Source organism: Pseudomonas sp. NPDC087598, assembly GCF_044743525.1.
Classification (GTDB): Bacteria; Pseudomonadota; Gammaproteobacteria; order Pseudomonadales; family Pseudomonadaceae; genus Aquipseudomonas.
In genome coordinates, this window is the sequence record NZ_JBIUWQ010000058.1 from 21,946 (window position 1) to 41,420 (window position 19,475).

The 19,475-nt window shown below is 60.2% G+C and carries 22 protein-coding genes; 12 read left to right on the forward strand and 10 right to left on the reverse strand.

Features of this window, described 5'->3' with window-relative positions:
• Window positions 1-175 precede the first annotated feature (175 nt).
• Window positions 176-877 carry a CTP synthase gene (locus ACIOWE_RS24485; protein ID WP_401396830.1) on the forward strand — a complete coding sequence of 234 codons (702 nt, stop codon included), beginning with the start codon at window positions 176-178 and terminating at the stop codon, window positions 875-877.
• Window positions 874-1,182: an antibiotic biosynthesis monooxygenase family protein gene (locus ACIOWE_RS24490; protein WP_401396833.1), complete on the forward strand. Its 309-nt coding sequence runs from the start codon at window positions 874-876 to the stop codon at window positions 1,180-1,182. The genes ACIOWE_RS24485 and ACIOWE_RS24490 overlap by 4 nt, the downstream gene beginning before the upstream one ends.
• A 126-nt stretch (window positions 1,183-1,308) precedes the next feature.
• On the opposite strand, the gene ACIOWE_RS24495 is transcribed toward ACIOWE_RS24490, so the two are convergent.
• Complete coding sequence (locus ACIOWE_RS24495) at window positions 1,309-1,635, reverse strand: DUF2025 family protein (protein ID WP_401396836.1); 327 nt, start codon at window positions 1,633-1,635, stop codon at window positions 1,309-1,311.
• A gap of 223 nt (window positions 1,636-1,858) precedes the next feature.
• Between ACIOWE_RS24495 and ACIOWE_RS24500 the strand changes: the two genes are divergently transcribed.
• Entirely contained in the window at window positions 1,859-2,977 is a 1,119-nt protein-coding gene (locus ACIOWE_RS24500; RefSeq protein ID WP_401396839.1) for a glycerophosphodiester phosphodiesterase, read from the forward strand.
• Window positions 2,978-3,661, forward strand: a complete 684-nt coding sequence (locus ACIOWE_RS24505) for a helix-turn-helix domain-containing protein (protein WP_401396842.1) — start codon at window positions 2,978-2,980, stop codon at window positions 3,659-3,661.
• 1 nt (window position 3,662) lies between these two features.
• On the opposite strand, the gene ACIOWE_RS24510 is transcribed toward ACIOWE_RS24505, so the two are convergent.
• Entirely contained in the window at window positions 3,663-4,541 is an 879-nt protein-coding gene (locus ACIOWE_RS24510; protein WP_401396845.1) for a sterol desaturase family protein, read from the reverse strand.
• Between the two features lie 170 nt (window positions 4,542-4,711).
• On the opposite strand from ACIOWE_RS24510, the gene ACIOWE_RS24515 reads away from it, so the two are divergent.
• Window positions 4,712-5,017 carry a PepSY domain-containing protein gene (locus ACIOWE_RS24515; protein ID WP_401396848.1) on the forward strand — a complete coding sequence of 102 codons (306 nt, stop codon included), beginning with the start codon at window positions 4,712-4,714 and terminating at the stop codon, window positions 5,015-5,017.
• 278 nt (window positions 5,018-5,295) lie between these two features.
• Here ACIOWE_RS24515 and ACIOWE_RS24520 read toward each other — a convergent pair whose 3' ends face one another.
• Both ACIOWE_RS24520 and ACIOWE_RS24525 read right to left on the reverse strand, forming a co-directional pair.
• Window positions 5,296-5,736 carry a hypothetical protein gene (locus ACIOWE_RS24520; RefSeq protein WP_401396851.1) on the reverse strand — a complete coding sequence of 147 codons (441 nt, stop codon included), beginning with the start codon at window positions 5,734-5,736 and terminating at the stop codon, window positions 5,296-5,298.
• Between the two features lie 110 nt (window positions 5,737-5,846).
• Window positions 5,847-7,469 carry a methyl-accepting chemotaxis protein gene (locus tag ACIOWE_RS24525; protein WP_401396854.1) on the reverse strand — a complete coding sequence of 541 codons (1,623 nt, stop codon included), beginning with the start codon at window positions 7,467-7,469 and terminating at the stop codon, window positions 5,847-5,849.
• A gap of 276 nt (window positions 7,470-7,745) precedes the next feature.
• Between ACIOWE_RS24525 and ACIOWE_RS24530 the strand changes: the two genes are divergently transcribed.
• Together ACIOWE_RS24530 and ACIOWE_RS24535 are read left to right on the forward strand one after the other, a co-directional pair.
• Window positions 7,746-8,768, forward strand: coding sequence for a transporter (locus tag ACIOWE_RS24530; RefSeq protein ID WP_401396857.1), 1,023 nt, complete (start codon window positions 7,746-7,748; stop codon window positions 8,766-8,768).
• Window positions 8,769-9,043: 275 nt separating this feature from the next.
• Window positions 9,044-10,657 (forward strand): inorganic phosphate transporter, encoded by a 1,614-nt coding sequence (locus ACIOWE_RS24535; protein WP_401396860.1) that lies wholly within the window; start codon window positions 9,044-9,046, stop codon window positions 10,655-10,657.
• Window positions 10,658-10,781: 124 nt separating this feature from the next.
• Here ACIOWE_RS24535 and ACIOWE_RS24540 read toward each other — a convergent pair whose 3' ends face one another.
• Window positions 10,782-11,678, reverse strand: a complete 897-nt coding sequence (locus tag ACIOWE_RS24540; RefSeq protein WP_401396862.1) for a LysR family transcriptional regulator — start codon at window positions 11,676-11,678, stop codon at window positions 10,782-10,784.
• A 121-nt stretch (window positions 11,679-11,799) separates the two neighbouring features.
• Here ACIOWE_RS24540 and ACIOWE_RS24545 point away from each other — a divergent pair, with 121 nt between their 5' ends.
• Window positions 11,800-12,558, forward strand: a complete 759-nt coding sequence (locus tag ACIOWE_RS24545) for an SDR family NAD(P)-dependent oxidoreductase (RefSeq protein WP_401396864.1) — start codon at window positions 11,800-11,802, stop codon at window positions 12,556-12,558.
• Window positions 12,559-12,722: 164 nt separating this feature from the next.
• Here the strand turns inward: ACIOWE_RS24545 and ACIOWE_RS24550 are convergent, their stop codons facing one another.
• A complete protein-coding gene (locus tag ACIOWE_RS24550; RefSeq protein ID WP_201237121.1) occupies window positions 12,723-13,163 on the reverse strand; it encodes a multidrug/biocide efflux PACE transporter in 441 nt (146 codons plus the stop codon).
• A gap of 89 nt (window positions 13,164-13,252) precedes the next feature.
• On the opposite strand from ACIOWE_RS24550, the gene ACIOWE_RS24555 reads away from it, so the two are divergent.
• On the forward strand, window positions 13,253-14,107 hold the full coding sequence (locus tag ACIOWE_RS24555; protein WP_401396866.1) for a LysR family transcriptional regulator: 855 nt from the start codon (window positions 13,253-13,255) through the stop codon (window positions 14,105-14,107).
• A gap of 98 nt (window positions 14,108-14,205) precedes the next feature.
• On the opposite strand, the gene ACIOWE_RS24560 is transcribed toward ACIOWE_RS24555, so the two are convergent.
• Window positions 14,206-15,042 (reverse strand): LysR family transcriptional regulator, encoded by an 837-nt coding sequence (locus ACIOWE_RS24560; protein ID WP_401396869.1) that lies wholly within the window; start codon window positions 15,040-15,042, stop codon window positions 14,206-14,208.
• Between the two features lie 111 nt (window positions 15,043-15,153).
• Between ACIOWE_RS24560 and ACIOWE_RS24565 the strand changes: the two genes are divergently transcribed.
• On the forward strand, window positions 15,154-15,879 hold the full coding sequence (locus ACIOWE_RS24565; protein ID WP_166219071.1) for an SDR family oxidoreductase: 726 nt from the start codon (window positions 15,154-15,156) through the stop codon (window positions 15,877-15,879).
• Between the two features lie 122 nt (window positions 15,880-16,001).
• On the opposite strand, the gene ACIOWE_RS24570 is transcribed toward ACIOWE_RS24565, so the two are convergent.
• Genes ACIOWE_RS24570 through ACIOWE_RS24580 form a run of 3 tightly spaced genes read right to left on the reverse strand, consistent with a single transcriptional unit; the run spans window position 16,002 to window position 18,034 of the window.
• Entirely contained in the window at window positions 16,002-17,231 is a 1,230-nt protein-coding gene (locus tag ACIOWE_RS24570) for an RNA polymerase sigma factor (protein ID WP_401396872.1), read from the reverse strand.
• Window positions 17,224-17,568 carry a YciI family protein gene (locus ACIOWE_RS24575; RefSeq protein ID WP_008081988.1) on the reverse strand — a complete coding sequence of 115 codons (345 nt, stop codon included), beginning with the start codon at window positions 17,566-17,568 and terminating at the stop codon, window positions 17,224-17,226. Before ACIOWE_RS24575 ends, ACIOWE_RS24570 begins: the two co-directional genes overlap by 8 nt.
• Before the next feature lie 40 nt (window positions 17,569-17,608).
• Window positions 17,609-18,034 (reverse strand): YybH family protein, encoded by a 426-nt coding sequence (locus tag ACIOWE_RS24580; protein ID WP_401396875.1) that lies wholly within the window; start codon window positions 18,032-18,034, stop codon window positions 17,609-17,611.
• A gap of 141 nt (window positions 18,035-18,175) precedes the next feature.
• Here ACIOWE_RS24580 and ACIOWE_RS24585 point away from each other — a divergent pair, with 141 nt between their 5' ends.
• Both ACIOWE_RS24585 and ACIOWE_RS24590 read left to right on the forward strand, forming a co-directional pair.
• Window positions 18,176-18,661, forward strand: a complete 486-nt coding sequence (locus ACIOWE_RS24585) for a GNAT family N-acetyltransferase (protein ID WP_401396878.1) — start codon at window positions 18,176-18,178, stop codon at window positions 18,659-18,661.
• 19 nt (window positions 18,662-18,680) lie between these two features.
• Window positions 18,681-19,286, forward strand: a complete 606-nt coding sequence (locus ACIOWE_RS24590; protein ID WP_401396880.1) for a pyridoxamine 5'-phosphate oxidase family protein — start codon at window positions 18,681-18,683, stop codon at window positions 19,284-19,286.
• Window positions 19,287-19,475: the final 189 nt, after the last annotated feature.

Here is a 19,475-nt window from a genome sequence, read left to right on the forward strand (position 1 = left end):
GCACCGGCAGCACACAACTGCGCAGATCCACTGTGGCGAGGGAGCTTGCTCCCGCTGGGCTGCGAAGCGGTCCCAAGCATTTTCATGCTGAAACGCGACGACTGCTGCGCAGCCGAGCGGGAGCAAGCTCCCTCGCCACAAAGATGCTCCATTGTCTTCAAATACAGGAAATCCCATGGACGCCATTTCCATCGCCCTGATCGGCGATTACGACCCGCAAGTGACCGCGCACCAGGCCATTCCCATAGCCCTCGGGCAGGTAGCCGAACACCTCGATCGTCCGCTGACTTTCCACTGGCTGGCCACCGATCAAATCGACGCCAACACCGCGCTGCAAGACTTCGACGGTTTCTGGTGCGTCCCCGCCAGCCCCTACAAAAGCGAAGAGGGTGCGCTAAGGGCGATCCGTTTTGCCCGCGAGCAACAGCGCCCTTTCCTCGGCACCTGCGGCGGTTTTCAGCATGCGGTGCTGGAATTTTCCCGCAACGTGCTGGGCTGGGCCGATGCCGAACATGGCGAAACCTCGCCCGATTCCGCAAGAGCCGTGCTCACGCCGCTGACCTGTTCGCTGGTCGAGGCCGTGGACAGCATTCATCTGGTGACCGGATCGTTGATCGCCCAGGCGTACGAAACGTCCGAGATTCGTGAAGGTTATCGCTGTCGCTTTGGTGTGAATCCGCAGTTCGAAAGCGAGTTGCTGAGCCATCAGCTACACGCGGTGGGCCATGATTCGACGGGAGACCTGCGGGCGATTGAGTTGAACGGGCATCCGTTTTTCGTCGCCACGCTGTTCCAGCCGGAACGCGCCGCGCTGAAGGGCCAGATGCCGCCACTGGTGCGGACGTTTGTCGAAGCGTGCGCGGAGCAACGTCGATGAAAGCAGATTGTTACGCAGTGATCTTCACTTCGACCCGTACCGAGGGTGATAACGGCTATGCCGCAGCCTCCGAACGGATGATGGAATTGGTCAGCGAACAGCCGGGATTTCTTGGCATTGATTCGATCCGTAGGGCCGATGGGGTGGGGATCACGATTTCGTACTGGGACAGTGAGTCGGCGATTCTGGCGTGGCGGCAGCATCCCGAGCATCGGGTGATTCAGGAGCGTGGCCGGGCGGTCTGGTATTCGGCGTTTCAGACGCGGGTGTGTCGGGTTGAGCGTGAGTACCAATTCAGTCAGTAATTGCAGTGTCATGCTTTCGGCCGCTTTCGCGAGCAGGCTCGCTCCCACAGGGGACTTGTGAACACCTCAGCCCCCCTGTGGGAGCGAGCCTGCTCGCGAAGAGGCCCTCACTCTCACAGCAAAACTTCAGCCCCGCACCAAACTCCGCACCGCGACAATCTCCGGCACTTCAACCTTGCTCATATAAACCCGCAACGGCTCGGTGATGTGGATCCGGTCATCGATATTCTGATCCAGCAGCAACTGGATCAACTCGCGTTTAAGCGCCATGGTCGTGTCCGAAACCTGCGCCCAGACGAATTCACTGGTGGGAATGATGCCGTCATCCGCCACGTCCATGCCGAACGAGTCTTCGCTGAAGCGCACGATGTATTGACCGGTCTTGCGGTTGAGGCCGACAAAACCCTTGAGGTCGTCGGCCGCCTGGCAGATGAGTTGGGAGGTGATGCGCATGGTAAACCTCACGAAATGTTGATCGATGGTTTACACGCAGGGCGAAACAGTGGGCGCGCCCTCTGCCGGGGCGGCTGCCGAGGGCAAGCGTACTGCAAACAGCGCCACAAAAGTGCAGGAAAAATTGCTTTTAATACGTTTATGTCGGTCTGGCGATAGCACGCAATCGATTCAGTTGTTAAAAGATACGTCTCTGAAAATGCCCTGCGAAAGGAACTCGAACATGCCCGCCACTTTCACCAAAAGCGCCCTCATGCTGAGCCTGATGCTCGGTTTCGGTCAGGCTCACGCCGCCGATGTCGATGCACTGGCCGCCGCTCACGGCATTCCGCACCCGGCGGTGATCGCCCACCGTGGCGCGTCGTTCGATGCACCGGAATCCACCGCCGCCTCCTACAAACTCGCGCGCGACCTGGGTGCCGACTATCTGGAAATGGACCTGCAACGCAGCAAGGACGGCGTATTGTTCGCCCTGCATGACAACAACCTGCAACGCACCACCGACGTCGCGACCAAGTTCCCGGAGCGCAAGGACAGCACGGCTACAGCTTTCACCATGGCCGAACTGAAAACCCTCGACGCCGGCAGCTGGTACAACAAGGCTTACCCGGATCGCGCCCGCCCGTCCTACGCCGGGCTGAAAATCCTCACCCTCGATGAAATCATCGACATCGCCCAGGCCAACCCGCAACACAAGCCGGGCCTGTACATCGAGACCAAGGAGCCGCAACTGTTCCCCGGGATCGAGAAAGACCTGAAAGAAAAACTGCAGGATCGCGGCTGGCTGAGCCCAACCGGTTCGAAACTGGCGAAAAGCGAACTGGGCGTCGGTCAGGGCAAAGGCAAGGTGATCCTGCAAACGTTCGAGAAGAACAGCCTCGAACTGCTGCAAAAGGAAATGCCGCAAGTGCCGAAGATCCTCCTGCTGTGGGTCGGCGAAGGCAGCATCGAACCAAAATCCAAGGTGACCTTTGCCGACTCCGGCGAGAAGGACAAGAACGTTTTCTACGGCAAGCAGGAACCGAAATCCGAAGCTGAATTCAAGCAGTGGATCGATTACGCCAAGGCGCAAGGTGCAATCGGCACCGGTCCTTCGGCGAAGCTGACCAAGGGCGGCGACCAGAGCTATTCGGATCTGGTGCAACCGTGGATGAATAAATACACCCACGATCAGGGCCTGCTGGTGCACGTCTACACCGTCGATGAGCCGGTGGACTTCGAGAAAGTCATGGCCGCAGGCGTGGACGGCATTTTCACCAACCGCGCCAGCGAACTGTTGAAGTTCTATAAACGCCCGGCCGCTGCCAGTGTCGATCAGGTGTTGAAGAACAACGGTTTCTGAGTGACAACAAACACCGAGTGGACAGGCCGCCTCTGGCTGGGGCACGACTATGGCCTGATCCACGGAGTGTCGGGGCGCACTGCGCCCCATTGCCACTATGCCCACCAGATCATGCTTGCCCCCGAGCGACCGGCGACGGTGTTGCTCGAGGGTGAAGTCGTCAGCGCCCCGCGGCTGTTGATTGCCTCCAACGTGCGCCATGCGATTGTTGAAGCGCCGGATCCGCTGTTCACCGTTTACGCCGAACCGTTGATGTTTGCAGCAGACACGTTGCGTGATGCGTTGTTTAACGCCGAACTGACGTTGCCCGCGCTTGATCGGGCGATACGCCAATGCTCGCGTCGTTCGCTGAGTGACCCGCGCATCGAACGTGCGTTGGCCGCAGTGGACGCTTCGCTGTCCGATAAGGTCGCCGCCCGCGCCGTCGCCGACACAGCGAATCTATCCCTGAGTCAGTTGCAGCGACTGTTGGTCAGCCAGGTCGGTTTGCCGGTGCGCAGGCTGGTGTTGTGGCGGCGTTTGCGCAGGGCGATGGCCTCGATTCTGGCGGGCGACCCGGTGACATCCGCTGCACACAACGCAGGCTTTGCCGATTCGGCGCACTTCTCCCGCAGCCTGAAAAAACTCTTCGGCGTCACTGCACGTCAGGCCTTGCAACACATCGATCTGAAACTGCTCGACTGAGTCAGCGGCGCAGCGCATCGGGCACTCGCGGCTCGCGACTCAACCCCACTGTTGCGAACGGATCAAACAATTGCGCCACATAGTCGCGGGGGAAATCCGGGCGACTGCCAATCCCCAAATCGTCCTGGCCGATGCGGTAATCCTCGGTGTAGAAACCGGTGCCCAGCAGCCAGTCCCACACGGTGAAGAACAACCCGAAATTAACGTCGCCGGAACGACCATATTTCATGTGATGGAAACGATGCAGCGGTGCCCAGGCGAAAATCCAGCGTAGAAAACCGAGGCGCATATCGACATTCGAATGCTGCAACAACAGCTGGATCGCGATGGCGTACGCCAGCAGTGTCGCGACCTGCAACGGAATGCCCAGCACCAGCAATGGCAGCAACCCCGCCGAGGCTTCGAGCAGTTGATGCAACGGGTGTTTCATCAATCCGTTGAAACCGTATAAACGTTCAACACTGTGATGCACGGCATGCAATCGCCATAACCACGACACGCGATGGCTGGCGTAATGCATCAGGCTGATACCGGCATCGGCAATGACAATCGCCAGCCCCAGTTGCAACCACAACGGCCAGCCACTTGGCCATACACCGTCAATCGCCAGCACGGCGACCAGCCCCGGTAGTGCAAGTAACCCCAAGGCACTCAACGCTTCATTGACCAGCGCGTGGAGGATGTCGCGGCGGCGATCACCGGCCGGACGATTCCAGCGCACCTCATAAGGCATTGCCCACTCCGCGATAAACGACACCGCCAGCGCGGCAACAAACAGCGGCAACAGCCACAGGGTCGAGACATCAGCCAGCCACAAGCCCAGCCCGATAAAGCCGCCCCAGAACAGCGGCGCGTATAACCCGGCCATCAAACGTTTCATGTGCACCTCCATTGATCGAAGGCACAGCATGAAACTTCACGATGTGAAGTAATTGAACAAACGACGCAAACCGCCGAGGCGAGATTAAGGGTGAGTTAAGTTGCGACGATTAATCTGAACCCACTGAAACAGCACATCCGCTTAGATAAACACCCAAAAGGATTGAACCGATGAAAACCTTGACTGCCCTGTTTACCGCCGCTGCCCTGACCCTCACCGCTGGCCTGGCCCAGGCTGATGTCCGCGTCGACCAGATCCCTGAGTTGGTCAAGTCCGGCAAGATCAAGTCGCTGGAGTCGATGAACGCCGAAGCGCTGAAACTGCATCCGGGTGCGACCATCACCGACACCGACCTGGATAACCACTTCAACGGCTACGAGTACGAAGTTGAATTGAAAACCGCTGACGGCAAAGAATTCGACGTGGACTTCGACGCCACTACCGGCAAAGTGCTGACCAACAAGCAAGACACCTGATTCAACGCCCATCCAAAGCCGCACGATCCACCGATCGTGCGGCTTTTTCATGCCCGACACAAATCCCCTGTAGGAGTGAGCCTGCTCGCGATGGCGGTGGGTCATCGACTGATCCACCGCCATCGCGAGCAGGCTCACTCCTACAGGTTTTTCTGCCTGCCGGAGGATTTATGGCCGATCCATATTCTGTAGGAGCTGTCGAGTGAAACGAGGCTGAGATCTTTTGATCTTTAGAATCAAGATCAAAAGATCGCAGCGTACCGCAGCTCCTACAGGGATTACGCCGAGGTGCTGACCAGCGAACCCGAGGTGCTTGAATCGGAATCCTGCAAGGCCTGCAACAATGAAGCTGTTGCGGTGGACAGCGAGGCCGAAGTGGCGGTGACCTGCGCTTGTGCGGAGGCCACTTCGGTAGCCTTGGCGTCGGCACTTTCCTGTTTCGCCTGGGCTGCTTGCAACGCCTGCTGCTGTTCCTGCAATTGCTTTTGCAACTCGGCAATCTGCTTACGCAGTTCTTTCACCGTGTCAGATTCGTCGCTGTTGCTGGAACTGCTACCGCCCGAAGGTGCTGCGCCGCCAGCCGCTTTCGGCGCGTCGGTGGCTGCGCCAGTGCTGGCGGTTGCGCTGGTGGAAGTGTCGTCGCCGACATCAGTGATCGAGGTTTTGCTGGTGGGTGTGGTGACAGTCTGGTTGATCGAAACAGAGGTGATGCTGACCATGGGAATGCTCCAATGCCGGTTATAGATAACCGGTCATCGTCGCGGGTCAGCGCAACTTGAGATCGACTGTGTACCGACTCGGTATCCGAACCGGTACACGCTCAATCGCGTCAGGCGCTCAAGCGCGCGGTGACTTCGTTCAGTTGCCCGGACAAACCATGCAGGTTCTGACTGGCGGTTTCGGTGCGCTGGACGTTGTCGAGGTTGGTGCTCGCGATCGAAGTGATTTCGGTGAGGTTGCGCGAAATATCTTCGGCCACCGATGTCTGCTCTTCCGCCGCCGTGGCGATCTGACGGTTCATGTCGCGAATCGCCTCCACTGCGTGGGTGATGCGCTCCAGCATCGCGCCCGCCTGAGTCACTTGCTCGACGCTTTCGTCGCTGCGGGTCTGGCCGCTGTCGATGGCCTGGGCCGCGTCCACCGCGCCGGTCTGCACGCTCTGGATGATCTGATTGATCTCGATGATCGACTCTGCCGTACGCTGCGCCAGGTTGCGCACCTCGTCAGCGACCACGGCAAAACCACGCCCGGCCTCACCCGCCCGCGCCGCTTCAATCGCTGCGTTCAACGCCAGCAAGTTGGTCTGCTCGGCAATCCCGCGAATCACTTCCAGCACCTTGCCGATGCGGCCGCTGTCGGCTTCCAGACGACGGATCACCGTGGCGGTGTTGGCGATTTCGCCGCGCATCTGCGTGATGCTGTGGATGGTGCTCTGCATGACCTTCTCACCCTGTTGGGCGGACTGGTCGGCATCGTCGGCGGCACGCGCCGCATCGGCGGCGTGACGCGCCACTTCCTGGGCGGTGGCGGACATTTCGTTCATCGCCGTGGCCACTTGATCGGTGCGGTTGAACTGCTCGTTGGTGCCGCCAGCCATGGTCGTGGCGATCGCGTTCAACTCGCCGCTGGCGCTGTCCAGATCACTGGCGCTGCGTTGCAAGCGGGTAAAAGTGTCGGCGAGGAAATCACGCAGGGTATTGGCCGCAGCGGCGAGGTTGCCCAATTCATCCTGACGGTCACTGACCACGCGTTCGGCGAGTTTGCCGCGGCTCAATTGGCTGACGTAATCAATCAGGTTGCGGATCGGCTCGACCAGCTTGCGGTTGACCAGCCACAGGCTCAACAGGCCAATCAGCAGACCCGAAGCAAGCATCACCAGAATGCCCAGCAACACCGTGCGATCAGCCTCGGCGCTGATCTGCGCCGACTGCTCGGTGCCCTGCTTGCGCAATTCGCTGACCAGTTCGCTCATCTGATCGCTGGCCGCGCGGTCGACGCCTTTGACTGCGGTGTCGCCCGCCGTTGGATCGCTGCCCGCTGCCACGTAGGCATCGCGGCCCTTCTGGTAAGCGTTGCCCAACTGACGATGCTCTTCGCGCAAACGCTCGATGCGACTTTTCAGGCTCGGCTCGATGCCTTTCTGGCTGGCCAGCTCACCGAGGATGTTCTGCACATCGCGCTGACGGTCTTCGAACTGGCCCCAGTACTTGGCCAGATCCGCCGGTTGCTTGCCGCGCAGCAGAACGTTTTTCCATTCCTGGACCTGCACCTTGAATTGCAGGTTGGCTTCGTCGATGAGTTGCGAAGTGTGCAGAGGGCCGGTGATCAACTGGCTGTAGCTTTGCACGCCGTTGGACAGGAAATGAAAACAGGCCAGCGCGATCAACAGCATCGCCAGCAGGCTGCCGCTCAGCAGGGCGAGAATTTGCGCTCTCAGGGATTTTTGCAGCATCGCAGGTACTCATGACAGGGATGAGGCACGCCCGATAAGGCGTGGGATTGTGCCGGACATCCATGTCGGCGAGCCTTGGCTCATGGCCAAGCGCGCGCAACGTAACCTAAGCGTGATCGGCGTGCCAGAGCGCTTCTTGAAGAAAATTCGACCGCCGGTAAGACATTGATCTGGCGTCACTTTATCGACACATAAATGTCACATCCGCTTGCGATGATTCGGCTCAGTGAACCTGCCATTCCCGCGACACACGCGCCCTCTTCGCAGCGAGCCTTCATGAACCACAGCCTCGATACCAGCCATCGCGATCCTGACCTGTTTGGTTTGCTCTACGGTTTCCGTTTCCTGCCCGGTGAACGCGGTCGCGAAGTCGATTCGGCGACCGCTCTGCGCTGCCTGCAAGACGACAGCGACAGCGACGAATTCCTCTGGCTGCACCTGAACCTGGCGCACGCGGCATGTGAGCGCTGGATGAAAAGTCATCTGCAATTGCCCGAAGAGTTTTTCGAAGCGCTGCACGAAGGCTCGCGTTCGACACGCATCGAGCATGTCGATTCGGCGTTGCTGGCGGTGGTCAACGACGTGGTGTTCAACCTCAGCAGCATGGTCTCCTCGGATGTCTCGACGCTGTGGGTCTGCGTGCGCAGCAAGTTGATTGTCAGCGCACGCCTGCAACCGCTGCACTCGGTGGACAAACTGCGCTCGTCGGTGAAGGCCGGTGAGCGCTTTCGTTCGCCGTCGGAACTGCTGGTGCACCTGCTGCGCGATCAGGGCGAAGTGCTGACGCAGATCGTGCGCAAGACCAGCATGAGCGTCGATCAAGTCGAGGACGAATTGCTCTCCTCGCGGCTGTCGACCAACCGCGCCGAACTCGGCGCCAACCGCCGGGTGCTGGTGCGCTTGCAGCGGCTGCTGGCGCTGGAACCGGGTTCCTTGCTGCGCCTGCTCAATCGCCCGCCGCCGTGGTTGCAGAAGGAGGACGTCAAGGAGTTGCGCAAATCCACCGAAGAGTTTGCGCTGATCATCAACGACCTCACCGCCCTCGGCGAGCGGATCAAACTGCTCCAGGAAGAGATCGCCGCCAACCTCAACGAACAGAGCAACCGCACCCTGTTCACCCTGACCGTGGTCACGGTGCTGGCGCTGCCGATCAACATCATTGCCGGTTTCTTCGGGATGAATGTGGGCGGCGTGCCGCTGTCGCAGGATCCGGAAGGGTTCTGGATATTGGTGGCGCTGGTGGCGACGTTCACGGTGATTGCCGGGCGCTGGGCCTTCCGTAAACGCGGCGATTATTAAGGCTGAACCGTCCCCTGTGGCGAGGGAGCTTGCTCCCGCTGGGGTGCGAAGCGCCCCCGAAACCATTCACCGTAATGTATCAGTGAGACCGCTTTGGCTGATTTACGACTGCTGCGCAGCCGAGCGGGAGCAAGCTCCCTCGCCACAGGAGTTCTCGCTCATCTTCAGATCAATGGTCAGGCTAATGGAGCAAACACTGACCTGACGCAGTCTCTCTGTAACATTCTGCAACGATCATGGGCGACACTCCTTCCCTCGCTCAGGATTGTCCGCTCATGGCTACTCCCTCCCTGACCACCAGCCAGGCGTCCGCCCCCAGCGGCAGGCCAGCGCTGGACAAGAAAACCGGCCCCTTCACCTACGTGATCTTTTTCGCGGTACTGGCCATGGGGATGTTGTTCACCGCCTACAGCCTGATGCATGACATGCACGAGCTGGGCACGGTGGTCACCACCTGGACACCGTTCCTGCTGCTCGGCGTGGCACTGTTGATTGCGCTGGGTTTTGAGTTCGTCAACGGTTTCCACGACACCGCCAACGCCGTGGCCACGGTGATTTACACCCACTCGTTGCCGCCGAATGTCGCGGTGGTCTGGTCGGGGTTCTTCAACTTCCTCGGGGTGCTGCTGTCGAGCGGCGCGGTGGCGTTCGGCATCATCGCTTTGCTGCCGGTCGAGTTGATTCTGCAAGTCGGTTCGTCCGCCGGCTTCGCGATGATTTTCGCCCTGCTGATCGCCGCGATTCTGTGGAACCTCGGCACCTGGTGGCTGGGCCTGCCGGCTTCGTCGTCGCACACGCTGATCGGCTCGATCATCGGCGTCGGCGTGGCCAATGCCTTGATGCACGGGCGCGACGGCACCAGCGGTGTCGATTGGGCGCAGGCAACCAAGATCGGTTACGCGCTGCTGCTGTCGCCACTGGTGGGGTTCGGTTGCGCGGCGCTGTTGCTGCTGGCATTGCGCGCCTTCGTGAAGAACCGTTCGCTGTACAAGGCACCGGAAGGCAACGCGCCGCCACCGTGGTGGATTCGTGGTTTGCTGATTCTGACCTGCACCGGTGTGTCCTTCGCCCACGGCTCCAATGACGGCCAGAAAGGCATGGGCCTGATCATGCTGATTTTGGTCGGCACCTTGCCAATGGCCTACGCGCTGAACCGCACCATGCCCGAAGAACAATCGCTGCAGTTCGCCGCCGTCGCGCAAGTAACCCAGCAAGCACTGGTGAAAAGTGCGCCGCTGCCGACACCGGCCGATCCACGCGCCGTGCTCTCCGATTATGTGCGCAGCAAGGAAGCCACGCCGCAGTTGATCCCCGCACTCGCCTCCCTCACCGGGCACATCGGCGAAGAAGTCAAAGGCTACGGCTCGCTGGCGAAAGTCCCGGCGGAAGCCATGGGCAACGTGCGGAACGACATGTACCTGGCCAGCGAAAGCATTCGCCTGATGGACAAGAACAAGGTCGGCAACTTTGACGCTGACACCAGCAGCAAACTGCAACTGTTCAAGCAGCAGATCGACAACGCCACACGGTTTATTCCGTTGTGGGTGAAGATCGCCGTGGCCATCGCCCTGGGGCTGGGCACCATGGTCGGCTGGAAGCGGATTGTGGTGACGGTGGGCGAGAAGATCGGCAAGACCCACCTGACTTACGCGCAAGGTGCGTCGGCGGAAACCGTGGCGATGCTGACCATTGGCGCCGCCGACATGTTTGGTTTGCCGGTGTCGACCACCCATGTGCTGTCCTCGGGCGTGGCCGGGACCATGGTTGCCAATGGCGGCGGTTTGCAGATGAAGACCATCCGCAATTTGCTGATGGCCTGGGTGCTGACGTTGCCGGCGGCAATCCTGCTGTCGGGCAGTCTCTACTGGCTATTCACCCAGATTTTCTGACCGGAGAAAGTCCCCTGTAGGAGTGAGCCTGCTCGCGATAGCGGTGTATCAGTCGACATTGATTAAACTGACACACCGCTATCGCGAGCAGGCTCACTCCTACAGTTTTGAACGGTGATCAGGTTTAGAGCGCGGAGCGAATCAGATCGCCGAGCCAGTCCATGAACACCCGCACCCGCAACGGCAAATGCCGCTGCCGCGCATACAACAATGAAATGCCCATCGCCGGTGCCGTGTACTGCGGCAGCACGGTGACCAGTTCGCCGTTTTCCAGATGCGGCTGCATGCCGGTGCGCGGCACCTGCGTCAGACCGAAACCGCCCAGGCATGCCGACTCATAGGCATCGGTGCTGTTGACCGTGACGCTGCCGGCCATCGGCAAGCGTTTCACCTGACCGTCCTGCTCATACACAAACCCTTCCGAACGCGAACCCAACACACCGACGTAATGCACCAATCGGTGCTGCGCCAAGTCTTCCAGCGTCTGCGGCACGCCGTAGCGCGCGAGGTAGGCGGGGCTGGCGCAGTTGATCATCGGAAAATCGCCCAAGTGCCGCGCCACCACGGATTGATCCGGTTGTGCGCCAATCCGCACCACACAATCGAAGCCCTCACTCAGCAGGTCGACGCGACGGTCGGTGCTGCTGATTTCCAGTTCCAGATTCGGATGGCGATCCATGAACTCGGGCAGCCGCGGCATGACCAGCCGCCGCGCCAGAATATTGGGCATATCGACGCGAATGCGCCCGGTCAGCGAGGCCTCATCCTGACGAAACAAACCTTCGATTTCGTCCATGTGCGAGAGCAGATCCTTGCTGCGTTCGTACAGCACCAGGCCATCCTGCGTCGCTTGCACCTTGCGCGTGGTGCGTTGCAGCAATCGTGTGCCGAGCAGAGCTTCCAGCGCCTGCACATGCTCGGACACCGTCGAACGCGGCAGGCCGAGGTTTTCCCCGGCGAGGGTGAAACTCGATAACTCGCTGACCCGGACGAAGGTGCGCAGCAATTCCAGTTTGTTCATGAGCCACCTGTTAATTGTTCGGCCGATCCGACCAGTGATTCCGGTTTTGCTCTGTTTATCACCTCAGGGCGGATAAATAAACTTTGCATCATCACCACTCACCACCCATCGAGGACTTCACATGGACCGCAAAATCGCATTGATCACCGGCGCCAGCCGTGGCTTGGGCAAGAACGCCGCCCTGCACCTCGCCGCTCAGGGCGTGGACATCATCGGCACTTACAACAGCCGCGCCGACGAAGCGCAGGCACTGGTCAAAGAACTGGAAAAACTCGGCGCCAAAGCCGTGATGCTGCAACTGGATGTCGGCCGCAGTGAAACCTTCGCCGCGTTCGGTGCGCAGGTTGAGCAGGCGCTGCAACAAACCTTCGAGCGCCAGCGTTTCGATTTTCTGGTCAACAACGCCGGGTTTGGTCTGCATGTCAGTTTCGCCGAGACCACCGTCGAGCAATTCGACATGCTGATGAACGTGCATTTCAAAGGGCCGTTCTTCCTCACTCAGCAACTGCTGCCACTGATCAACGATGGTGGGCGGATCATCAACGTCTCCAGCGGTCTCGCGCGTTTCAGCATTCCGGGCGCCAGTGCTTATGCGGCGATGAAAGGTGCGATTGAAGTCCTGACCCGCTATCAGGCCAAAGAGCTGGGCTCACGGCATATCACCGTGAATACCCTGGCACCGGGCGCCATTGAAACCGACTTCGGCGGTGGCACCGTGCGCGACAATGCGGCAGTGAATGCAATGGTTGCCGAAAACACCGCGCTGGGTCGTGCCGGCCAGCCGGATGACATTGGAGGCGCGCTATCACTGCTGCTGTCGCCGGGGGCGCAGTGGATCAACGGGCAACGGGTTGAGGCATCCGGCGGGATGTTTCTCTAACCCCCAACTCACTAAAAATCTGTTGGTGATAGCCTTTGTGGCGAGGGGATTTATCCCCGATGGACTGCGCAGCAGGCCCCTCTTTTCTGGATCAAAAGAAGGTCCGCTGCGCGCCCCATCGGGGATAAATCCCCTCGCCACAGGTTTTATATTCACCACAGTTTTTATTGACCCTCACAGATGTGGCGGGTCATGAAGCGTTCACGCAGCACGTCATAGCCCCAGTGATACACGTAGGTGTACGGCAGGAAGAACAGCAACACGCCGATGTCGAGCAAGAACGCCTGCCACAGACTGACCGACAGCCACCACGCAATCAGCGGCACGCCCATCACGATCAAACCACCCTCGAACAACAACGCGTGCACCACCCGCACCCAGCCGTTGTGCGCGATGTTCATGCGCTCAAGCATGCGGTCGAAGAAGCGGTTGAACACCACGTTCCAGGCCAGCGCCAACATGGCGATCAACACCGTGACCGCGCCCATGTCGAGCAGCGGTTTTTGCATGATCCACGCCAGTAGCGGCGTACAGATAATGATCGCCAGCAGTTCGAAACCGATGGCCTGGAAGATACGTTCAGTGATGGACTTGTTGGCAGTCATGACCTGACTCCTTGAGTGAAGATGGTTGCCATGATCCATCCTCACGCCGATACTTCATAACCAATAACCATCGATCAAGGCGATAGTTCATGGCTTCGCAAGAAGTGCTGTTGGCGTTTGTTCAAGCAGCAACGCAGGGTTCGTTTTCCGCGGCGGCGCGCAAGCTGGGGCGCAGTCAGTCGACCATCAGTGCGGCGGTGGCGAGTCTTGAAATCGATTTGGACCTGGTGCTGTTCGACCGCAGCAGCCGCAAGCCAACCCTGACCCCGGCCGGCCACGTCATGCTGCAACGGGCCGAGGCGATTCTGGCGGCCAACAGCCGTCTGGAAATGACTGCGCGGCAATTGGCCCAGGGCGTTGAGCCGAAGCTGACCGTGGCACTGTCCGACACCTATCAATCGGCGCGTTTCGAAGCGGCGCTGGTCGAGTTCGAGCAGCGTTATCCGGATCTGGAGCTGGAATGCCTGATTGCCGAATGTGATGACTTGATCGAACTGGTCCAGCGCGGCCGAGCGCATCTGGCTTTTGCCGAAATGCAGGAGCATTACCCGCCGGATCTGGTGACTTCGACCGTCGCCGAACGCACCGATATCGCCTTGTTCGTCAGCCGTGAACACCCGCTGACAACGCTGAAACACATCGATCAGGCCCTTCTGGAACAACATCGCGAGCTGCGCCTGGCGACCATCGTCAATCCGTACGACAGTCGCGCAAAGGGCCGTGTGTGGTCGGCGCCGAGCTACCTGATGCTGATGGAAATGGCTGAAATGGGCTTCGGCTGGGCACCGCTGCCGCGTTGGCTGGTGGGGCGTTTCGGCAATGACACGCTGGTGGAACTGAACGTGCGCGGCTGGCCGAAACCGGTGTTTGTCGATGCGTTGTGGTCGCGGCTGTATCCGCCGGGGCCGGCGGGGAGTTGGTTGCTGAGCAAAATGCTGGAATAGGCGGTGACCCCATTCGCGAGCAGGCTCGCTCCCACAGGGGAATGCACTCCAAATGTGGGAGCGAGCCTGCTCGCGAAGGCGTCAGCCCAGACAACCGATCAAGCCGCTTCGATCGCTGCCGGCCGGTTCACCTGAAAATACTCATGCAATCCACGCATCGCCGGCAATTCCAGCGCCTGCGCCGCATAACACAATCCCACCCGCCGGGTCGGCGCCGGCAGATGCAGAGCGCGCACCGCCACTCGCGCATGCCCGTTCACCAGCGACTGCGGCAACATCGCCACGCCAACCCCGGCCGCGACCATGTGCAACGCCTGGTGCAAAGACCCGGCATGCCCCGCCACCGCCTCCGGCGAGCGTCCATACAACGCCATCAAGCGTTGATGCGATGGATGTTGCGGGCAGGTGATCCAGTCCTCAATCGGCGCCCAACCGGACTGCGCCGATGCCAGCGGATGCCCCAGCGGCAGCGCCAGCACATAGGGTTCTTCCCACAGCGGTAGAAACAGTTCGTCCTCGCAGCACATCTCTTCGACCGCCAGGCGACCGTCACCGATGCAGCCCTCCTCCAGCGTCAGCAGCAAGTTCGGCAACGCCTGATGCGCCATGCGCACGAACGCTTCGATATGACTGGCGGCAACATCGCCCTCGATGCCCAGTGTCAACGGCGCACGATTTTCCCGGCCACGAAACATCCGGCTCAACGCCTCAGCTTCCGCCACCATCCGTCGCGCCTGCGGGTACAACAGCCGCGCCTCAGCGCTGACCTCGACCCCGCGCGGCTGCCGCACGAAAAGCGCCGCGCCGAGTTCGTCTTCCAGCTGCTTGATCGTTACCGACAGCGTCGGCTGACTGATGAACAAGCGTTGCGCTGCGGCGGTGATGTTGCGTTCTTCGAACACCGCGAGGAAGGCTTTGAGATGGCGGATATCCATAGACGATTCCGATAGCTGACAGAGAAATAAGGCATTTTTCAGCCTCGAAAGGGCTAAATATACTGCCCCCATTCGTCAGTCATTTGAAATTCTTATTTCAGGAGTTCGACCATGAGCAAGCCATTGATCATCATCACCGGAGCCAGTTCGGGCATCGGCGAAGCCACTGCACGCCGCTTGAGCGCAGCTGGCCACCCACTGTTGTTGCTGGCGCGCCGCGTTGAACGCCTGCAAGCGCTGGAGCTGCCGAACAGCCTCAGCCGTCAGGTCGACATCACCGATCGCACTGCGCTGCTCGCCGCAGTGGCTGAAGCAGAAGCTCGCTTCGGCCCGGCCGACGCGCTGATCAACAACGCTGGCGTGATGCTGCTGGGGGCGATGACCGAGCAGGATCCGGCGCAGTGGGAGCAGATGCTCGACGTCAATGTGAAGGGTCTGCTCAACGGTGTGCACGCGGTAGTGGCCGGGATGGTCGAGCGTAAACACGGGACGATCATCAACGTCAGCTCGGTGGCCGGGCGCAAGACGTTCCCCAATCATGTGGCGTATGTCGGCACCAAGTTTGCCGTGCATGGCTTGTCGGAAAACCTGCGTGAAGAACTGGCACCGCACAACGTGCGCGTGACCACGATTGCGCCGGGGGCGGTGGAGACCGAGTTGCTCAGCCACACCACTGATGAGGCGATCAAGACCGGTTATCAGGCGTGGAAGCAGGAGATGGGCGGTACGGTGTTGAGTGCCGAGGATGTGGCGACGGCGATTGCCTATGCGTATGAGCAGCCGCAGGGCGTGTGTATCCGCGAGATCGTCATGGCCGCGACCCGCCAGCAAGCCTGATGTTTTGATGTTGGCTTGACTGGCCCCTTCGCGAGCAGGCTCGCTCCCACAGATGATCTCATTCCAAATGTGGGAGCGAGCCTGCTCGCGAAAGGGTCGGCACTGCCATTGAAGGTTTCGGATCAATCCAATTGCGACAGGCGCGCCTCGATAAACCGCCGCTCCGGCTCTTGCCGAGTCAGCTCCAAGGCTCGCCGATACGCCGCCCGCGCCTCCTCCACCCGACCCAACTGCCGACAGAATTCCGCCCGCGCCGAATGCGCCAGGTGGTAATCCTGCAAATCGCCGCGATCCAGAATCCCCTCAATCAAGCGCAACCCGGCCAACACCCCGTCACGCTTGGCCACTGCCACTGCACGGTTCAACTCAATCACCGGCGACGGCACCGCCCGCAACAGCACGTCATACAGCCCGACGATCTGCTGCCAATCCGTCTCCTCGGCCGTCGGCGCTTCGGCATGCACCGCCGCAATCGCCGCCTGCAAACAATACGGCCCGAACCGTCGCGTGGTCAGCGCCCGCTCCACCAGCGCACAACCTTCGGCAATCAGATCGGTGTCCCATTGCGCACGATCCTGATCATCCAGCAGCACCAGTTCACCACTGGGCGAAGTGCGCGCCGACCGTCGCGACTCATGCAGCAGCATCATCGCCAACAGCCCCATCACTTCCGGCTCCGGCAGCAACTCCATCAACAAGCGCCCCAGCCGGATCGCTTCACGCGTCAGATCTTCGCGGGTCAACTCAGCGCCGACCGACGCCGAATACCCCTCGTTGAACACCAGATAAATCACCCGCAACACACTGTCGAGGCGCTCGGGCAGTTCGCTCAGGCTCGGTACTTGATAGGGGATTTTCGCGTCACGAATCTTGGCTTTCGCCCGCACGATGCGCTGGGCAATCGCCGCCGGCGCCGAGAGAAACGCCCGGGCGATTTCTTCGGTGGTCAGGTCGCAGACTTCACGCAGGGTCAGCGGCACTTGCGCATCCGCCGCCAGTGCCGGGTGACAACAGGTGAAGATCAGCCGCAGGCGATCGTCTTCCACGTCTTCGCCACTCCAGTCGGACTGTTCCAGCTCTTCAAGTTGCGCCAGCAGCAGCGGTTGCGAAGCCTTGAAGCGCGCCCGTCGGCGCAACACATCAATCGCCTTGAAGCGCCCGGTGGACACCAGCCAGGTGCGCGGGTTGTCGGGCACGCCGTCGCGCTGCCAGCGCTCGACCGCGACGAAGAACGCCTCATGCAAGGCTTCTTCGGCGAGGTCGAAATCGCCGAGCAGGCGAATCAGCGTTGCCAGAATCCGCCGTGAGTCTTCGCGGTAGACCTGCTCGACCCGCGCCCTGACCTCAGACATTCAACTGCCGCACGGGACGCACTTCGACACTGCCGACCCGGGCCGCCGGAATGTTCCCGGCGACCTGAATCGCTTCGTTGAGATCCTTGGCATCGATCAGGTAGAACCCGGCCAACTGCTCCTTGGTTTCAGCGAACGGACCGTCGGTGATCGACAGTTTGCCGTTACGCATGCGCACGGTGGTCGCAGTCTGCACCGACTCAAGCGCTTCGGCGGCAACCATCCGCCCGCTGCCTTGAATCGACTCGGCGTAGGCCCAGCATTCAGCGTCTTCCGGGCTGTCGGGCGAGGAATGCAGCAGGCGTTCATCGCTGTAGACCAGGCATAGATATTTCATGGCGTTCTCCCGATTCGAACGGATCAACTATGGCTGAAGATCAGGGTTGCACATCAAACAGGGTGGCGCCGCTCATCGGATCGAACGGCGCCGACCAGTGCTCATGGACGATCCGCCACTGCCCACCGACTTGCCGATAGCAGGCGGTGACGCGCATCCAGCAACTTTGGGTTTCGCCCTTGTCATTGGTGCCGCCGCAATTGGCCACCCAGTGGGCGAAAGCGATGTTGTCGGCACTCTCGATGGCGATTTCGTGGAATTCGAAAATGTGCGGGCCGGGGCACATTTCCATGCATGCCACCCAATGCGCGCGGTAGGCCGGTTTGCCCTTGAATTGCGGGGCCTTGATCGCGTCGAAGGAAACGATGTCGTCGGCGTACAGCGCCATGACTTTCTCGACGTCCTTGGTCATGACGGCTTCGCGGTAGGTATTGATCAGGGTCTGAATATCGCTTTGTGCGCTCATGGTGTTCTCCGTGGTTTTTGTTGTGAAGACACCTTTAGTCGCTCGGAGGATGGACGGATCGACAGACGAAACAAAAAATTTCCGCCGCAGACAAAATCGCTAGAATCCGAGGCTCATCTTTGTAGGAAAAAGGAAATTCCCGTGTCAGCCCAACTCGTGCCGTACGACAGCCTGAACGCTTTACAGCGTCAGCAGGTCGAGGCGATTGAGATCCATCCCGAGCAGATCAAGTTTTCCGGCGACATTCACGGCGCCCTGCACACCTTGCTGTCGAAACCCGGCCCGGGCGTGAAAGGCTTTGCGCTGTTGGCCGATGACGTGCCGGTGGCGTTCCTGTTGCTCAAACGCCCGCCGGTCTTGCCCGCCTGGGCCGACGAACACAGTGCCACGTTGCATGCGTTGCAGGTCGATCATCGCGCCCAGGGCAAGGGTTACGGCAAGGCATGTCTGCAAGCGCTGCCGCAAGTTGCGCGCGAGGCATGGCCGCAGATCAAGGGACTGGAGTTGTCGGTGGATGCCGACAACGACGCCGCCATCGCGCTGTACGCCAAATACGGCTACGTCGACAGCGGCGAAGCGTACAAGGGTCGAATCGGTTACGAGCGGCGTATGGGACTGTTCTTTTAAGTCATCGAGGGGATACACGATGATCGATTCAATCGAAGCACTGGAAGCTATTTACGGATTGCCTCACGAACGTGCGGTGCGCAAGCAGATCACCTTTCTCAACGACGACTATCAGGCAATGGTCCGCGTCTCGCCCTTGGTGGTGGTCAGCTCGGTCGGCGCCGATGGCCTCGACAATTCACCGCGTGGCGATGCGCCGGGGTTTGTGCGGATCATCGACGAACGCACACTGGCCCTGCCGGATCGCCCGGGAAACAACCGCATCGATACCTTGCGCAATGTCCTGCACGATCCACGGGTGTCGCTGCTGTTCATCATCCCGGGGATTGGCGAGACCTTGCGGGTCAATGGCACGGCGCAGATCAGCGCTGATCCGGAGTTGCTGGAAAGCTTTGCGGTGAATGGCAAACCGGCGAAAACCGTGTTGCTGGTGACGGTGGAAGCAGCGTTCTTTCATTGCTCGAAAGCGTTTGTGCGCTCCGATGCGTGGAACCCTGAAACGCATTTACCGCGTTCGGCGTTGCCGACGGCCGGGGCCTTTCACAAGCGCTTGAATGACGGTCAGTTCGATGCGGACAGTTACGACCGCGAAGCGCCAAAAAGGGTGCTCGACACGCTCTACTAAACGCGGAACTACAAACAACGCAGAACCCTGTGGGAGCTGGCTTGCCAGCGATGACGTCGGCACATCCAACATTGATGTCGACTGACCAACCGCTATCGCTGGCAAGCCAGCTTGTATGCTGGTACTTGAAGGGAGGAGAAGGGACAAAGCCAGATTCTGACTGTTGACGCAGTACAGATCCGTGGGAGA

Bases quoted from the DNA above. Each gene is read 5' to 3' on its own strand.
- ACIOWE_RS24485 (WP_401396830.1), top strand. From the start codon at position 176: ATGGACGCCATTTCCATCGCCCTGATCGGCGATTACGACCCGCAAGTG.
- ACIOWE_RS24490 (WP_401396833.1), top strand. From the start codon at position 874: ATGAAAGCAGATTGTTACGCAGTGATCTTCACTTCGACCCGTACCGAG.
- ACIOWE_RS24495 (WP_401396836.1), bottom strand. From the start codon at position 1,635: ATGCGCATCACCTCCCAACTCATCTGCCAGGCGGCCGACGACCTCAAG.
- ACIOWE_RS24500 (WP_401396839.1), top strand. From the start codon at position 1,859: ATGCCCGCCACTTTCACCAAAAGCGCCCTCATGCTGAGCCTGATGCTC.
- ACIOWE_RS24510 (WP_401396845.1), bottom strand. From the start codon at position 4,541: ATGAAACGTTTGATGGCCGGGTTATACGCGCCGCTGTTCTGGGGCGGC.
- ACIOWE_RS24515 (WP_401396848.1), top strand. From the start codon at position 4,712: ATGAAAACCTTGACTGCCCTGTTTACCGCCGCTGCCCTGACCCTCACC.
- ACIOWE_RS24520 (WP_401396851.1), bottom strand. From the start codon at position 5,736: ATGGTCAGCATCACCTCTGTTTCGATCAACCAGACTGTCACCACACCC.
- ACIOWE_RS24525 (WP_401396854.1), bottom strand. From the start codon at position 7,469: ATGCTGCAAAAATCCCTGAGAGCGCAAATTCTCGCCCTGCTGAGCGGC.
- ACIOWE_RS24530 (WP_401396857.1), top strand. From the start codon at position 7,746: ATGAACCACAGCCTCGATACCAGCCATCGCGATCCTGACCTGTTTGGT.
- ACIOWE_RS24535 (WP_401396860.1), top strand. From the start codon at position 9,044: ATGGCTACTCCCTCCCTGACCACCAGCCAGGCGTCCGCCCCCAGCGGC.
- ACIOWE_RS24540 (WP_401396862.1), bottom strand. From the start codon at position 11,678: ATGAACAAACTGGAATTGCTGCGCACCTTCGTCCGGGTCAGCGAGTTA.
- ACIOWE_RS24545 (WP_401396864.1), top strand. From the start codon at position 11,800: ATGGACCGCAAAATCGCATTGATCACCGGCGCCAGCCGTGGCTTGGGC.
- ACIOWE_RS24550 (WP_201237121.1), bottom strand. From the start codon at position 13,163: ATGACTGCCAACAAGTCCATCACTGAACGTATCTTCCAGGCCATCGGT.
- ACIOWE_RS24555 (WP_401396866.1), top strand. From the start codon at position 13,253: ATGGCTTCGCAAGAAGTGCTGTTGGCGTTTGTTCAAGCAGCAACGCAG.
- ACIOWE_RS24560 (WP_401396869.1), bottom strand. From the start codon at position 15,042: ATGGATATCCGCCATCTCAAAGCCTTCCTCGCGGTGTTCGAAGAACGC.
- ACIOWE_RS24565 (WP_166219071.1), top strand. From the start codon at position 15,154: ATGAGCAAGCCATTGATCATCATCACCGGAGCCAGTTCGGGCATCGGC.
- ACIOWE_RS24570 (WP_401396872.1), bottom strand. From the start codon at position 17,231: ATGTCTGAGGTCAGGGCGCGGGTCGAGCAGGTCTACCGCGAAGACTCA.
- ACIOWE_RS24575 (WP_008081988.1), bottom strand. From the start codon at position 17,568: ATGAAATATCTATGCCTGGTCTACAGCGATGAACGCCTGCTGCATTCC.
- ACIOWE_RS24580 (WP_401396875.1), bottom strand. From the start codon at position 18,034: ATGAGCGCACAAAGCGATATTCAGACCCTGATCAATACCTACCGCGAA.
- ACIOWE_RS24590 (WP_401396880.1), top strand. From the start codon at position 18,681: ATGATCGATTCAATCGAAGCACTGGAAGCTATTTACGGATTGCCTCAC.